This window comes from Bradyrhizobium sp. USDA 372 (assembly GCF_053629095.1).
Genome location: NZ_JBRJHR010000001.1, coordinates 2,668,245 through 2,681,862 on the forward strand (window position 1 = coordinate 2,668,245; position 13,618 = coordinate 2,681,862).

The 13,618-nt window shown below is 66.0% G+C and carries 14 protein-coding genes; 5 read left to right on the forward strand and 9 right to left on the reverse strand.

Going from position 1 to position 13,618, the window contains the following annotated elements:
- Positions 1–27: 27 nt before the first annotated feature.
- The 3 genes from AB7M16_RS12675 to AB7M16_RS12685 all read right to left on the reverse strand — a co-directional run bounded on the left by AB7M16_RS12675 (position 28) and on the right by AB7M16_RS12685 (position 4,167).
- Positions 28–1,053: a histone deacetylase family protein gene (locus tag AB7M16_RS12675; RefSeq protein ID WP_453944104.1), complete on the reverse strand. Its 1,026-nt coding sequence runs from the start codon at positions 1,051–1,053 to the stop codon at positions 28–30.
- Positions 1,054–1,184: 131 nt separating this feature from the next.
- Complete coding sequence (locus tag AB7M16_RS12680) at positions 1,185–2,123, reverse strand: SMP-30/gluconolactonase/LRE family protein (protein ID WP_453944105.1); 939 nt, start codon at positions 2,121–2,123, stop codon at positions 1,185–1,187.
- Entirely contained in the window at positions 2,080–4,167 is a 2,088-nt protein-coding gene (locus tag AB7M16_RS12685; RefSeq protein WP_453944106.1) for a PQQ-dependent sugar dehydrogenase, read from the reverse strand. The genes AB7M16_RS12680 and AB7M16_RS12685 overlap by 44 nt, the downstream gene beginning before the upstream one ends.
- A gap of 200 nt (positions 4,168–4,367) precedes the next feature.
- Between AB7M16_RS12685 and AB7M16_RS12690 the strand changes: the two genes are divergently transcribed.
- Entirely contained in the window at positions 4,368–4,601 is a 234-nt protein-coding gene (locus tag AB7M16_RS12690) for a DUF6894 family protein (RefSeq protein ID WP_025032002.1), read from the forward strand.
- Positions 4,602–4,610: 9 nt separating this feature from the next.
- A complete protein-coding gene (locus tag AB7M16_RS12695) occupies positions 4,611–4,787 on the forward strand; it encodes a hypothetical protein (protein WP_172788150.1) in 177 nt (58 codons plus the stop codon).
- Between the two features lie 149 nt (positions 4,788–4,936).
- Here the strand turns inward: AB7M16_RS12695 and AB7M16_RS12700 are convergent, their stop codons facing one another.
- Entirely contained in the window at positions 4,937–5,710 is a 774-nt protein-coding gene (locus tag AB7M16_RS12700) for an enoyl-CoA hydratase-related protein (protein ID WP_453944107.1), read from the reverse strand.
- 119 nt (positions 5,711–5,829) lie between these two features.
- Between AB7M16_RS12700 and AB7M16_RS12705 the strand changes: the two genes are divergently transcribed.
- Together AB7M16_RS12705 and AB7M16_RS12710 are read left to right on the forward strand one after the other, a co-directional pair.
- Positions 5,830–7,419, forward strand: a complete 1,590-nt coding sequence (locus AB7M16_RS12705) for a gamma-glutamyltransferase family protein (protein WP_453944108.1) — start codon at positions 5,830–5,832, stop codon at positions 7,417–7,419.
- A gap of 155 nt (positions 7,420–7,574) precedes the next feature.
- Positions 7,575–7,805 (forward strand): hypothetical protein, encoded by a 231-nt coding sequence (locus tag AB7M16_RS12710; RefSeq protein WP_453944109.1) that lies wholly within the window; start codon positions 7,575–7,577, stop codon positions 7,803–7,805.
- 51 nt (positions 7,806–7,856) lie between these two features.
- On the opposite strand, the gene AB7M16_RS12715 is transcribed toward AB7M16_RS12710, so the two are convergent.
- From AB7M16_RS12715 to AB7M16_RS12730, 4 genes are read right to left on the reverse strand one after another with little or no spacing between them, the layout of a single operon-like run.
- Positions 7,857–9,140: an NAD(P)/FAD-dependent oxidoreductase gene (locus tag AB7M16_RS12715; RefSeq protein ID WP_453944110.1), complete on the reverse strand. Its 1,284-nt coding sequence runs from the start codon at positions 9,138–9,140 to the stop codon at positions 7,857–7,859.
- Between the two features lie 11 nt (positions 9,141–9,151).
- Positions 9,152–9,883: an amino acid ABC transporter ATP-binding protein gene (locus tag AB7M16_RS12720; protein ID WP_172788146.1), complete on the reverse strand. Its 732-nt coding sequence runs from the start codon at positions 9,881–9,883 to the stop codon at positions 9,152–9,154.
- Positions 9,880–10,533: an amino acid ABC transporter permease gene (locus AB7M16_RS12725; RefSeq protein WP_172788145.1), complete on the reverse strand. Its 654-nt coding sequence runs from the start codon at positions 10,531–10,533 to the stop codon at positions 9,880–9,882. Before AB7M16_RS12725 ends, AB7M16_RS12720 begins: the two co-directional genes overlap by 4 nt.
- A gap of 45 nt (positions 10,534–10,578) precedes the next feature.
- Positions 10,579–11,337: an ABC transporter substrate-binding protein gene (locus AB7M16_RS12730; protein WP_212259265.1), complete on the reverse strand. Its 759-nt coding sequence runs from the start codon at positions 11,335–11,337 to the stop codon at positions 10,579–10,581.
- A 168-nt stretch (positions 11,338–11,505) separates the two neighbouring features.
- Here AB7M16_RS12730 and AB7M16_RS12735 point away from each other — a divergent pair, with 168 nt between their 5' ends.
- Positions 11,506–12,150 (forward strand): helix-turn-helix domain-containing protein, encoded by a 645-nt coding sequence (locus tag AB7M16_RS12735; protein WP_453944111.1) that lies wholly within the window; start codon positions 11,506–11,508, stop codon positions 12,148–12,150.
- Between the two features lie 149 nt (positions 12,151–12,299).
- Here AB7M16_RS12735 and AB7M16_RS12740 read toward each other — a convergent pair whose 3' ends face one another.
- Positions 12,300–13,565: a D-amino acid dehydrogenase gene (locus AB7M16_RS12740; protein ID WP_453944112.1), complete on the reverse strand. Its 1,266-nt coding sequence runs from the start codon at positions 13,563–13,565 to the stop codon at positions 12,300–12,302.
- Positions 13,566–13,618 lie beyond the last annotated feature (53 nt).

Sequence of the window (13,618 nt, forward strand, 5' to 3'; positions counted from 1 at the left end):
CGTTGAGCAGGAAGAGGCGAAGCGATCTCACCGCGCGTCTTCGAAGCCCGCCAGCACGGAGGTCAGGTTGGCACCGAGGATATCCGAGAGATAGCCGCCCTCCTGCACCAACACGGTCGGCAGGCCCATCTTCGCGATGGCCTGGCCGATGCGGCGGAAGCCGGGTGTGGTGACGGCCAATCCCTTCAGCGGATCGTGCTCGGAGGCATCGAGACCAAGTGCGACGACGAGGGCGCCGGGGGCAAAGGATTCGGTCGCCTTGCGCGCGATGTCCAGCGCCTGGAGATAGCCGTCATCGCCGGTGCCGATGGGAAGCGGAATGTTGAGATTGGTGCCGAGGCCCGGACCTTCGCCGCGCTCATGCGCATAGCCCCATACGTAGGGATAATACGCAGCGGGGTCGGCATGGATCGAGATCGTGTAGACGTCGGGCCGGGCATAGAAGATACCTTGCGTGCCGTTGCCGTGATGGACATCGACGTCGAGGATCACGACGCGCTCGTGCTTCTGCTGCAGATGCGCCGCCGCGATCGCGCTGTTGTTGAGGAAGCAGAAGCCGCCGGCCATGTCGCGATAGGCGTGGTGGCCGGGCGGACGGCAGAGCGCGTAGACGGCGTCCTCGCCATCCATCACCATCTGCGCGGCGGTGACCGCAACGTCGGTGGCGGCGCAGGCCGCGGCCCAGGTGCCCGGGCCGATCGGCGCCGCGGTGTCGGCGGTGTGCCAGCCGAGCTTGCCGACGATATGGGTCGGATAAGTCGCGGCATGGCGCACGGGATGGATATTGCCGATCATCTCCGGGCCGGAATCGCCGAGCGCGGTCCAGGCGTCCCAGGCTTCGCTGAGGAACGACAGGTATTCCGGACTGTGAATTCGCGCGCGAGGCCCGGGCCCGAACTTGGTCGGCTCGACCAGTTGATGCTTGCCGTCCTTCAACCCCTTGAGCAGGCGGTCGGCGCGCTCGGGCTGCTCGGTGGTGCGCTTGACGACACCGCGCACCAGGAAGAATTGCGGATCGTGGCTGCGATGCAGTTCGGTATGGACGGCTTTCACTCAAACACTCCGTGGTCGCATGCTACTGGACGTGCCGCAGAGTCTTGATCGCCACGGCCGCCGGATGCAAGCAAGAAGAATGCCGCCCATCGTCGCGCTGCCCTGCGCCGAAAGCAGAGCGCTTGCGAAGCTCAGCAGCGGCCGCGCTGGAGACAGTGCTCGCGGCCCTGCTGGTCGGTGCGGAAGGATTCGATGAAGCCGCCCTGACGCTGGGTGACGAAGACGGTCTTGCCGTCGCTGCCGCCGAAGGCAAGGTTGGTCGGCTCCTTGGCCTTCAGCGGGATCTCGCGCTCGACCGCGCCGGTCGGCTTCATCAAGGCGATCGTGCCCTTGAGAATGCGTGCGACGTAGAGGCGGCCGGCGACATCGGTGCGCAGGCCGTCGATCGTGTCGGGCTGAAATGCCTTGACCAGTTTTGCCGCGGTGAGCTCGTTGCCGCTGATCGCATAGGACCAGATCTGGCCGCTGCTGGACTCGCCGACATAGAGCGTCTTGCCGTCAGGACTGAGGTCGATGCCGTTGGTGGTGCCCATCGCGCGCGGCGCCGACATCACCTGCCCCTGCGCCGTCCCGTCCGCTCCCCTGACGATGCGCCAGATGTGGCCTTCGCGGCCCTTCCAGTTCGGATCGCTCGCATAGATCGTGCCGTCGCGCGCGATGGTGATGTCGTTGGGCTGGTTCATCTGGTCGGAGTGAAACCACACCGCGGGCTCGGTCGCGCCCTTTGGGATCGCGAAGATGTTGTGCTTCTTGTAGTCGGCGATGAACATGGTGCCGCTGCGATCGAAACGGATCGCATTGCCGACGCTGCCGCCGGGGAGCGTCGTGAACAGCTCCGAGGCGGCGCCGCCCGCGGGCAATTTGCCGATGGTGCCGGGCTTGCCGAGATTGACCACGAACAGATTGCCGTCGAGATCGGCGGCCGGCCCTTCGATCCCGAAGGTGTATTCGCTGGCGGGCGTCACCTGTGCGCTGTCGAACAATTTCGTTTCGGCGGCGGCCGGCTGCGTCGCGACCAGCAGGATGCTACTGCACAGGCACCAGAAGTTCCTGCCGGATGTAATAGCCATCGCCGTCGGTGCACTCACCATTCAGATAGGGATCGGCCGGCCGGAAGAATCGGCTGAAGCCGGATTTGTCTACAGCGCTCCTTTGTGTCACGACGACGACCTTTCCGGCCGGTATTTCGCCGCATTCCTTGTTGGCCTTGCTGAAAAACTTCCGCTGCGGCGGGCCCGGCTTGATCCGCATCCGCGTGCCCGGAACCATTTTGGCGACGAACAGGTCCGCGGTATCGAGCAGGCGCGAATAGCCGGGCTCGGTCTTCGGGAGGCTCTCACCGCCGGGCGGCATCAGCTTCTCGGCGCCAAGGCCGCGCAGGCGCGTGCGCAGCCTGCCGGCGTCGGGATCGCCAGGATAGATCCAGCCGTCCTGCGCCAGCATGAAGTGCAGCACCACCCTGTCCTTCTCCGCATCCGATTGCCCCGCATTCAGGCCGAAATCCGAATGGCAGCCGACGCAATGCTTCTGGACGAGGCCCTTGCGCAAGGTGGTGAGGCGAGCGCTGTTCTGCGCGTCCCTGGCGACGAAAGCTGCGAGCTGGTCGATCATCGCCTGGCTGCGCGTATCGCAGGGGAGCGGCTGAGGTCGCTCGCCGGCCGCGCGATCGATCCGGATCACGGTCTGGTTCTTGTCCTCGACCAGCCAGATCGCACCGTCCTCCGCGACCGTCATGCCGACCGGCGCGCCTTGCGGCCGCGCGCCGTTGACGCGATGCCAGCCTGCGATCAGTTCCTCGAACGGCGCGGCCGCGACCTCGCCGGCGTCGGTCTGGAAACTGCGGGTCGGGTCGGCCGCGCAACTCACGTGATAGCGCACCGGGGCCGCACTGGGTTTTGGAAAGCCGTGCTCGTCGACGTCATAGACCAGCAGCCGGCTGCCGGTCGGACGATAGCCGTGCAGGCCGACCAAGAGCTTGCCTTCCAGCTCCGGGAATTTGGCGCCGTGGTAATAGAGCATCGCGAGCGGCGCGCCGTGCGGCGGCATCAGCGAGAGCGGCGGCTTGTAGAGCGCGTTGGCTGAGCAGAGCGATTTGTAGATCCCCGATTGCAGCACCAGCCTGAATTCGGGGCTCGGCGTCGACAAATCGTAGCAATAGGGCCAGCCATAGTGCCTGCCCTGCTCGATTGCGTTGATCTCCTCGTTCGGCTTGAAGATGTCGGGCAGGTCGCGGGCGTTCTCGCCCTGCAGGAAGGCGTAGCCGGCATCCGGAAAATTCGGATGCAGCACCAGGGCCATCGAGTTGCGCAAGCCGCGCGCATAGACGGTGTGCGGCGGGTCGGGATCGCCGGGCTTCAATGCCGGAAAGACACCGCCTGCCGGCGGCGTGAACAGCCAGATCGAGGCCAGCGCGGACGCGCCCTCGGCCGCCGCGCAGGCTTTTGTGATCGGCGCAGGCGTGATGCAGTCGTCACTGTGCGAGCCGAGATTGACGAACAGCCGGCCGTCGCGATCGAACACGAACTGCTTGAGCGGATGCGCGCTCTCATCGACCCTCTTGCCATCCGGCAGCGTGATCCGGCGGCCGGGCATGTGACGGATGATGGTCTCGACCGTGCTGCGCGGGTTGTCGGCAAGCGGATCGAACCGGAAGATCGTCTCCGCGGTCGAGGCGTAGAGCTTCCTGTCCGGGCCGACGACGAGGCCGAACGGATATTCTATCCCCGTCAACAGATCCTTGAAGCGTTGCCCCTGCGGCGCACGCGGATCGAGCAGCAGCAGCCGCCCGTCGGTGTGGCCCCAGCCGCCCATGTCGGCGACCACGAACAGGTCGCGGCCGGGCACCTGCACGATCGCGCGCGGAAATTTGAGGCGGTCCTCTTCGCTGGCGACGAGGCCGGCGCAAAATCCCGCCTTCATGTCGATGTGGATCCTGGGAAAGGCCAGTTCGCCGCTGCCGCAGGCTTCCGTGCCGATCGCATAGCCGCTCTTCCTGACCGGCTCGGATGAGGCCGGGGCCAAGCCGAGCGGCGCGGCGGCCAAAACCGCCGGAAAGACAATCGCTGCAAGCAAGCGCAGATGTCGGCGTTCGCGCGCGAATGTGAGCTGGTTCACGGTGACCCCCGCCTTCCCGCGGACGTTGTTCCATGCCGCCGCGGCGCCGTCCAGTCATCACCCGCCTGTGATTAAACCTGTAACGACCTTGGGTCCGACCAATATCCGTAGATTTCCTTACCGGGCTCGACCCGAATGTTTCGCGAATGCTTGGGGTGGTATCGGTTTGCCGTCCCGATCGCTTTCTACAGGAGGCGCCTATGGTCCAGGTCTATTTTCACTGCTCCAACACCGAGGGCACGCTGATCGACCGCTACGGCGCCGCCGTCGCCAATCTGACCGAGGCGCGCGACCGCGCCGCTCAGATCATGAACTCGATGATCCAGACCCCCGGTGCCGAAGACTGGCGCGACTGGGTGATCCATGTCAGCGACGACGCTGGCGAGGAGATCTTCGATCTCCCCTTCACCGCCATGCTCGGCAAGCCGCATTGAGGTGATGCCATGTTGCTCGCTTCACTGAGCCTGCTGCGTCAGCCCCTGAGCTTCGTGGCCACCCGATGGCAGACGCTGATCCGCGTCGCGGCCAACCCCTATCGCCCCGAGCTGCACTACATGCGCGGACCGGGCCCGAAATGGCGCGCCAAGTATCAGGCCAGCCGGCTGGATCGCATGCGCTGAGGCAGCGCTTAGCGCGCCTTTGCAGACATTTTTATCTTTCGTCATGGCCGGGCTCGTCCCGGCCATCCACGTTTTGGGGGCGCCGATACGAGGACGCTGGATGCCCGGGACAAGCCCGGGCATGACGAGGGGAGAAAGTGTGCCCCACCTCACCTCCCCGTAAACCTCGCCTTGCGCTTTTCGACGAACGCGTTGCGGCCCTCGATGGCGTCCGCGCTCTTGCGGATCGTGGCCTGGAGCTCGATCTCGCGGCGGAACTGCGCCTGGTAGGTCGCGTGCTCGCTCTCCTCGACCAGCGCGCGCGTGGCCACCAAAGCGCGGGTCGGTCCTTCGGCGAGGCGGCGGGCCAGACCTAACGCCTCGTCCATCAGCTTGGCGTCGTCGACGACCTGCCGCACCAGGCCGATCTCCTGGGCACGTTCCGCCGTCAGCGGCTCGTTGAGCAGCATCAGCTCGAGCGCGCGCTGCCGGCCGATCAGTCGCGGCAGCAGCCAGGTCGAGCCGAGATCCGGCACCAGCGCGATGCGGCTGAACACCTGGATGAAGCTCGCCGACCGCGCCGCGACAATGATGTCGCCGGCCATGGCCAGGCTAAAACCGCCGCCAGCCGCAACGCCATTGACGGCGACGAGGACGGGCACGCGGCATTCGCGCAGCGCCTTGAAGGCCGGCCAGTAGAAGCGCATCACGCCGGCCGCGATGTCCTCGCCGAGTGCCTCCGAGGCCTTCAGGTTCTGGCCCGAGCAGAAGCCGCGCCCCGCGCCGGTCAGGATCAGAGCGCGGATGTCCTCGTCCTGCGTCATCTCGGTCACGGCAGCGGCGAGCGCGCCGAGCAGGTCCGGCGTCATCGCGTTGAGGCTGGCCGGTTCGTCGAGCGTCAGGATCCCGACCGCGCCATCCCGCGCCTGTTTCACACCAGCCATGCCGCGCCTCCCTTTGGATGTTCTCGTTGGCGGCAATGTGCCATTGTCCGCGCGCTTCGCCAATTGCGGAGCCTCGCATTCAACGCAGCGAAGCCATCGACAAGCATCAAGACAACACCATGCCTCAGCAGTTCAGTCTCAACCAAACCGTCCGCAAGCCCGCCGTCACATCCCAGGGCGGCATCGTTGCCTCGCAATCGCGGCGGGCGGCTGAAGTCGGGGCGCAGGTGCTGGCCGCCGGCGGCGACTGCGTGGACGCGATCGTCGCGACCACATTTGCCCTCAACGTCCTCGAGCCCTGGAACAGCGGCATCGGCGGCGGCGGTGCGATGGTGCTCTACCGCGCCAAGGAAAATCGCTATGAGGTGATCGACTACGGCATGTGCGCGCCGCAGAGCCTGCGCACTGAGGACTATTCGCTCAGCGGCGAAGGCGCCGCCTCCGACCTGTTTCCCTGGCCAAGGGTGAAAGGCGATCGCAACATTCACGGCCCCGGCTCGATTGCCGTGCCCGGCGTCGTCGCCGGAATGGAAGAGGCGCATCGCCGCTACGCCAAGATGCCGTGGAAGGATCTGATCGCGCCGGCAGCTCGGCTCGCCGGCGAAGGCCTGCTGGTCGATTGGTGGACGACGGTGACGATCGCGGGCTCGGCAGCCGATCTCAGGCGCTATCCCGCGAGCGCGGCCGCATATCTGAAGGACGGCCTGCCGCCGACCGCGCCATGGGGCATCAAGTTCGAGACGCGGCTGCCGCAGGACGCCCTGAAGGCGACGCTGTCACATCTCGCCGACGCGGGCGCTCGCGATTTCTACCAAGGCGATCTCGCCAGGAGCATTGCTTCCGACATCAAGGCCGACGGCGGCTCGCTGTCGGTGGAGGATCTCGCTGCCTTCCGCGCCCATCTGCGCGAGCCGCTGGCGATCCCCTATCGCGAAGGCAGGGTGTTCGCGACCCCCGAGCTCACCGCGGGGCCGACCATGGCACATGCGCTGCGCCTGCTGCAGCAGAGCTTGACGCCCGCAGTCGCGCCGGATGCCGGCGCCTATGTCGAATTTGCGCTCGCTCTGCAGGCCGCCTTCCGCGAGCGGCTCAAGGACATGGGCGATGCCGACGGCAAGCGCTCGCTCGGCGCCGAATATCTGGCGCCGGCCTGCACCACGCATTTCTCGGTGGTCGACCGTCACGGCAACATCGCGGCGGTGACGCAGACGCTGCTCTCGTCGTTCGGCTCGCGCTACGTGACACCGCACACAGGCATCACCATGAACAACGGCATCATGTGGTTCGACCCGACGCCCGGTACCACCAACTCGCTTGCACCGGGCAAGCGCTGCCTCTGCAACTACACGCCGGTCATCGCCGAAACCAAGGGCGGCAAGCGCCTCGCCATCGGCGCCTCCGGCGGACGCCGCATCCTGCCCGCGGTGATGCAGCTCGTGTCCTTCGCGATGGATTACGGCATGGACCTGGACGCCGCCATCCACCAGCCGCGCATCGACGCCAGCGAAGGCGCGGTGGTGATCGGCGATGCGCGCCTGCCGGCGGAGGTGCGCGAGGCGCTGGCCGCGCGCTTCGACTATGAAGAGAGCCGGCTGCAGGCGGTGCCGCAGAAGTTCGCCTTCCCGAGCGTCGTGATGCGCGAGGGCGAGCTCAATTCCGGCGCGGTCGAGATTTTCCAGCCGTGGGCCGATGCGGTGGCGGAGAGCTGACCGCGGGGATCGAAGAAAGATCGTGCCAGCGCGCGTTGAGCATTTGCGCCATTACGCATCAAGGCGAGCGTCACGACTCCTCCACATTCGCGGGGAACTTAGGCAGCCGAACGTCGTTCATTGAACGGACAAGTGCGCTCACCCCTGGAGGACATATGAAGAAACTTGCGCTCGCTGCGTCGCTGGTCATTGCGGCCGGGTTCACATTCACCAGCCCTGCTTTGGCCAAGGGCGGCCATGGTGGCGGTCATGGTCATGGCCATGGTCATGGCCATAAGATGGGCCATCATTACCATGGCACGCCGCCCGGCTGGTCGCATGGACGCAAAGTGGGCTGGCGCGGTTACGGCTGCCCGCCCGGACTGTGGAAGCAGGGTCGCTGCTAAAGCCGATCCGGAATTCACACAAGGCGTCGCTCCTCACGGGCGACGCTTTTTTCATATGCCGAGCCGGTCCCGCACGCGGCCCGCGATCACGGCGGTGGTCACGCCGACCGGCCAGAACGCATGCATCGGGATCGGCTTGATGCCGGTGATGGGCATGTCGATCTCGGCCTTGGCGCCGCCGATCAGGCGGCGGGCGAGCTGCGCGCCCATCGCGGTCGAGAGCGCAACACCGCGGCCATTGCAGCCGAGTGAGATCAGAACGCTTTCCGCCGGCTCGTGCACGTGGGGATAATGGTCCTTGGTGATGGCGAGCCGGCTGTTCCAGCCGTGGGTCCAGGCAACGCCCTTGAGCTGCGGCCAGAGCCGCTCCGCATAGCGCATGAGATAGGCGACGTCATGCGGCGACTTGATCCAGCGCATCGGGCCGCGTCCGCCCATCAGCAGGCGGTTCTGCTGATCGATGCGATAATAGACCGTGATGTGGCCGCTCTCGTAGAGAACGGGGCGCGTCGGCATGATCGAACGGGCGACCGCGTCGGAGAGCGGCGCGGTGGCGGCGATGGAGGAAAACACCGGCACGATGGTGCGGCGGAGCGCCGGCCAGAGATCGTCGGTAAAACCGTTGGTGGCGAGCAGGACCTTGTCGGCATGAACCACCGCGCGCGGCGTCTCGATGCGCCAGCGCGAGCCGTCGCGGCGCAGCGACAACGCCGGCGTCTCGCCATGAACCGTCGCGCCCGCCGAAATGGCGGCCCGCGCAAGCCCGCGGGCGTAGCTGAGGGGATGCAGATCGCCGCCGCTTGTATCGAGCATGGCGCCGATGTAGCGGTCGGTGCCGGTCATGTCGCGGAGCTGCGCGCGGTCGAGGTACGTCACCGGCAGGCCGCGGCGGATGCATTGCTGCGCGGTCTTCTCGATCGCGGCGGCGCTGCTGTCATTGTAAGCCGCCCGCAGCGTACCGTTCTGCCGCGCCTCGCACGGGATCTGGTAACGGCGGATCAAATCGTGCGTGAAGTTGGTCGTGCCGTAGGCGAACGCGATCATGCGGCGGCCGAGCTCGGTGCCGAAATCGGCCTCGATCTGATCGGGATCATGCTTCAGTCCGGGATTGGTGTGACCGCCATTGTTGCCGGACGCGCCCCATCCCGGCTCCTGCGCCTCCAGCACCAGCGCCTCGACGCCCTGCTCCGCCAGATGCAGCGCGGTGGAGAGGCCGGTGTACCCGCCGCCGACGATCGCGACGGAGACGCTCTTGTCGACGTCGAGCGGCGGCGTGGCAACCGGCGCGACTGCAGTATCGGCATAGAGCGAGGGCGGCAGAGGCAGGCGCGTCATGGCGAGTCCGGTCAGAGCGGATGCAGCACGCGGCGCAGGAAGTCCTGCGTCCGCGCGTGCTGCGGTTGATTGAGCACCGATTTCGCCGGCCCCTGCTCGACAATCACACCGCCGTCGATGAACAGCACGCGATCGGCAACATCGCGGGCAAAGCCCATCTCGTGGGTGACGACGACCATGGTCATGCCGTCGTCGGCGAGCTTGCGCATGACGCCAAGAACGTCGCCGACGAGCTCGGGATCGAGCGCCGAGGTCGGCTCGTCGAACAGGATGGCCTTGGGCTGCATGGCGAGCGCCCGCGCGATGGCGACGCGCTGCTGCTGGCCGCCGGAGAGCTGCGGCGGATGCGCGTCGGCCTTTTCCGCAAGCCCGACCTGGGCGAGCAGCGTCCGGCCGCGCTCCAGCACTTGCGCACGCGGCTCCTTCTTCACGAAGAGCGGTCCCTCGACGACGTTTTCCAGCGCAGTGCGATGCGGGAACAAATTGAAGCGCTGGAACACCATCGAGACCTGGGTGCGGATGTTCACGATCGACGGCGCGTCGCGGTCAACCTTCAAGCCTTCGACGCTGATCTCGCCGCGGTCGTAGCTTTCGAGCCCGTTGATGCAGCGCAGGATGGTGGATTTGCCGGAGCCGGAGGGGCCGATGATGCAGACCACCTCGCCCTTCTCGACGCTCGCCGTGATGCCCTTGAGCACCTCGACCTTGCCAAAGCTCTTGTGGACGTCGCTCAGCTCGATCATCGCTTGCCGGCCCGCTTCTCGAAGTGACGGACGAGCAGGATCAACGGAATGCTCATGGTGAGATACATCAGGGCGACCAGCGTGAACACGCTGGTGTTCTTGAACGTCGAGGACGCGATCAGCTTGCCCTGCAGCGCGAGCTCGGCGACCGTGATGGTCGAGGCCTGCGAGGAATCCTTCAGCATCATGATCATGACGTTGCCGTAAGGCGGCAGCACGATGCGCACCGCCTGCGGCAGCACCACGCGGCGCATGGTGAGCCACCAGCCCATGCCGATCGACTGCGCCGCCTCGATCTGGCCCTTGTCGATGGCCTCGATGCCGGCGCGGAAGTTCTCGGCCTGATAGGCCGAATAGGCGATGCCGAGGCCGAGGATGGCGGCCTGCAAGGCCGACAGCGTGACGCCGAGATCCGGCATCACGAAGTACAGGTAGAACAACAGCACGATGATCGGGATGCCGCGGATCACGTTGATCAGGCTGGCGCTGAGCATCGACAGCGCTCTTATGCCGGAGACCCGCATCATCGCCCAGACGAGGCCCAGCACCGTCGAGAGCAGCAGCGAGCCCACCGTGACGATGATCGTCAGGGCGACGCCGTTCAGCAGGATCGGGAAGAACTCGACGGCGTCGCGCCAGAAGCCTTTCATCGGGCAGCCTTCGATCGATCAGGTCTTGCGGTCAGGTCTTGGCAATCAACCTTGCGCCTTCTGGCCCCATTTCTCGAGGATCTTGTCGATGGTGCCGTTGGCCTTCAGCTTCGCCAGCGAGGCATTGATCTTGCCGAGCAGTGCGCTCTCACCCTTGCGCACGCCGATGCCGACCGAGCCGACGGTAACGGGCTTGTAGCTGTCGACGAGACGCACGTCGGGGAAACCGCCCTGCTTCAGATTGTAGGCGAGGATCGGATAGTCGGCGAAGCCGGCCTTGAGACGGCCAGTGTTCACGTCGCGCAGGATGTCGGGGATGGTGTCGTAGGCCTTCACGTCCGCGAACAGGCCGGACTTCTTCAGCGCATCGACGAAGGCGGTGCCGACTTGCGCGCCGACCGTCTCGCCCTTCAGGTCCTCCTGCGCAGCGTAGGCCTTGGCATCGCCCTTCGGCACCACGAGGCCTTCACCATAGGTGTAGATCGGGTCTGAGAAGTCGACGACCTCCTTGCGCGGCGCGGTGATGAACATCGCGGCCGCAATGATGTCGATCTTGCTCGAGGTCAGCGACGGGATCAGCGCCGAGAACGCCATCGGCTCGATCTGCAGGTTGAGGCCAGCGTCCTTGCCGATCTCGGTGACGAGATCGACCATGATGCCCTGGATGGTGTTGGTCTTGGTGTCGAGGAACGTGAAGGGAATGCCTGTCGGTGTCGAGCCGACCTTCAGCACCTGCTGCGCCGAAGCCGGCACGGCTGTGGCAATGGCGAGCGCCGCGATTGCGGCCTGAACAAAACGCTTCATCGCATCCCCCTTTTGGGCCTGGCCGGCGCATGTCGCGATCAGACGTTGCGGGCCGGGCCGTTTCGGCCTATTTTCACTAATATGAAATTTTGGTCATACTTTCGCGGACGATGCAAGCGGTTTTCATGCACATGAAGGAAGCGGTTTGACGTGAGCGGTGGCAAAAGAATGCGCAAACCGGCCGCCGCAAAGCCGGCCAAGAAAAGGCCGGCTAAGGTGAAGGCCAAGCCGGCCGAGCCGGCGATGGACGTCGCGGTCGGCCGCCGCATCCGCGACCTCAGGCGGGTCAGGCAATTCTCGCTGGAGACGGTCGCCGCGCGCACGGAGCTTTCGATCGGCTTTCTCAGCCAGATCGAGCGCGGGCTGTCGTCGCCGTCGCTGCGGGTGCTGGCGACCCTCGCCGACGTGCTCGGCGTCGGCATCGCCGCGCTGTTCGGCGCGAGCCCGAGCGCTGACGGCGCATCGGATCAGGTGGTGACACGCGGGCTGCAACGGCCCGAGCTGAAGCTCTGGCGCACGGGCGTGTCCAAACAATTGCTGAGCCCGGCCAGCAGCGACAACAAGCTCAATCTGTTCCTGGTGCATCTGGAGCCCGGCGGCTCCACCGGCGATGAGCTCTACACCCACGACGGCGAAGAGGCAGGGCTGGTGCTCGAAGGCGAGATGATGCTGACGGTGGACACCCAGACGTGGTCGCTGAAAACAGGCGACAGCTTTCGCTTCGCGAGCCGAAGGCCGCACCGGTTTTCCAATCCGGCGCAGGATGCGAAGGCCGTGGTGCTGTGGGTGAATTGCGTGACGGGGGCGGGGTAGCTGCTTCAACGCACGCGGCGGACTGAAGAAATCCCGGGACATCTACACGCCGTCATTGCGAGCGAAGCGAAGCAATCCAGAGCCTCACCGCGGAGGCATTCTGGATTGCTTCGTCGCTTCGCTCCTCGCAATGACGAGGGGATAGAGCCTTAGCCAAACCGGTGCTTGTACCGCTCCACCGTCAACGCGCTGACGTCGATCTCCGGCTTCTTGCCGGACAGCATGTCGGCGAGAACGCGGCCCGAGCCGCAGGACATGGTCCAGCCCAGCGTGCCGTGGCCGGTGTTGAGGTGCAGGTTGGCGTAGTGGGTCGGGCCGATCACGGGCGGGCCGTCCGGCGTCATCGGGCGCAGGCCGCTCCAGAACGTCGCCTTGGACAGATCGCCGCCGCGCGGGAACAGGTCGGTCAGCGAATGATCGAGCGTGTCGCGGCGCGCGTCGTAGAGCTTGCTCGAATAGCCCGAGATCTCCGCGGTCCCGCCGACGCGGATGCGATTGCCGAGGCGGGTGATCGCGACCTTGTAGCTCTCGTCCATCACGGTCGATTCCGGCGCGCCGGAGGCGTCCTTGATCGGCACCGTGATCGAATAGCCCTTCACCGGATAGACCGGCAGCGAGATGCCGAGCGGCGCCGCCAGCCGCGACGACCAGCTGCCGAGCGCGAGCACGTAGGCGTCCGCCTGCAGCAGGCCGGCGCTGGTCGCGACCCCGCTGACGCGCGCGCCCTCGGTGACGATGCGGTCGATCGAGGTGTTGAACATGAAGCGGACGCCGAGCGCCTGGGCGTGCTTGGCGAGCGCCTGCGTGAACATGTGGCAGTCGCCGGTCTCGTCCTGCGGCAGGCGAAGTCCGCCGACGAACTTCTCCTTCACGCCCGCAAGCGCCGGCTCGACCGCGATGCAGCCCTCGCGGCTCAGCACCTCGAAAGGAACGCCGTACTGCTTGAGCACGGCGATGTCTTCGGCCGTGCCGTCGAGCTGGGCCTGGTAGCGAAACAGCTGCAGCGTGCCTTGCGAGCGCTCGTCATACTGGATGCCGATGTCGCGGCGCAGATCGCGTAAAGAGTCGCGGCTGTATTCCGCGATCGGGATCATCCGGCTTTTGTTGATCGCGTAGCGCGCGCTGGTGCAGTTGCGCAGCATCTTGAGCAGCCAGACCCACATGACGGGATCGAGCTTCGGCCGGATCACCAGCGGGCCGTGCTTCATCAACAGCCACTTGACCGCCTTCACCGGCACGCCGGGGCCGGCCCAGGGCGAGGAATAGCCGGGCGACACCTCGCCGGCATTGGCGAAAGAGGTCTCCAGCGCCGGCTCCGGCTGACGGTCGACGACCGTCACCTCATGGCCGGCACGCGCGAGGTAGTAGGCAGAGGTGACACCGATGACACCGCTGCCGAGGATCAGGACTTTCACGCTTCGTCAAACTCCCGCGGCGCTCGCCGCTGCAAGGACACAACTCGCTGGCG

Excerpts from the sequence above, each read along its gene's own strand:
- AB7M16_RS12680 (WP_453944105.1), bottom strand. The coding sequence starts at position 2,123 with ATGGCTATTACATCCGGCAGGAACTTCTGGTGCCTGTGCAGTAGCATC.
- AB7M16_RS12735 (WP_453944111.1), top strand. The coding sequence starts at position 11,506 with ATGCGCAAACCGGCCGCCGCAAAGCCGGCCAAGAAAAGGCCGGCTAAG.
- AB7M16_RS12705 (WP_453944108.1), top strand. The coding sequence starts at position 5,830 with ATGCCTCAGCAGTTCAGTCTCAACCAAACCGTCCGCAAGCCCGCCGTC.
- AB7M16_RS12710 (WP_453944109.1), top strand. The coding sequence starts at position 7,575 with ATGAAGAAACTTGCGCTCGCTGCGTCGCTGGTCATTGCGGCCGGGTTC.
- AB7M16_RS12690 (WP_025032002.1), top strand. The coding sequence starts at position 4,368 with ATGGTCCAGGTCTATTTTCACTGCTCCAACACCGAGGGCACGCTGATC.
- AB7M16_RS12700 (WP_453944107.1), bottom strand. The coding sequence starts at position 5,710 with ATGGCTGGTGTGAAACAGGCGCGGGATGGCGCGGTCGGGATCCTGACG.
- AB7M16_RS12720 (WP_172788146.1), bottom strand. The coding sequence starts at position 9,883 with ATGATCGAGCTGAGCGACGTCCACAAGAGCTTTGGCAAGGTCGAGGTG.
- AB7M16_RS12695 (WP_172788150.1), top strand. The coding sequence starts at position 4,611 with ATGTTGCTCGCTTCACTGAGCCTGCTGCGTCAGCCCCTGAGCTTCGTG.
- AB7M16_RS12730 (WP_212259265.1), bottom strand. The coding sequence starts at position 11,337 with ATGAAGCGTTTTGTTCAGGCCGCAATCGCGGCGCTCGCCATTGCCACA.
- AB7M16_RS12725 (WP_172788145.1), bottom strand. The coding sequence starts at position 10,533 with ATGAAAGGCTTCTGGCGCGACGCCGTCGAGTTCTTCCCGATCCTGCTG.
- AB7M16_RS12715 (WP_453944110.1), bottom strand. The coding sequence starts at position 9,140 with ATGACGCGCCTGCCTCTGCCGCCCTCGCTCTATGCCGATACTGCAGTC.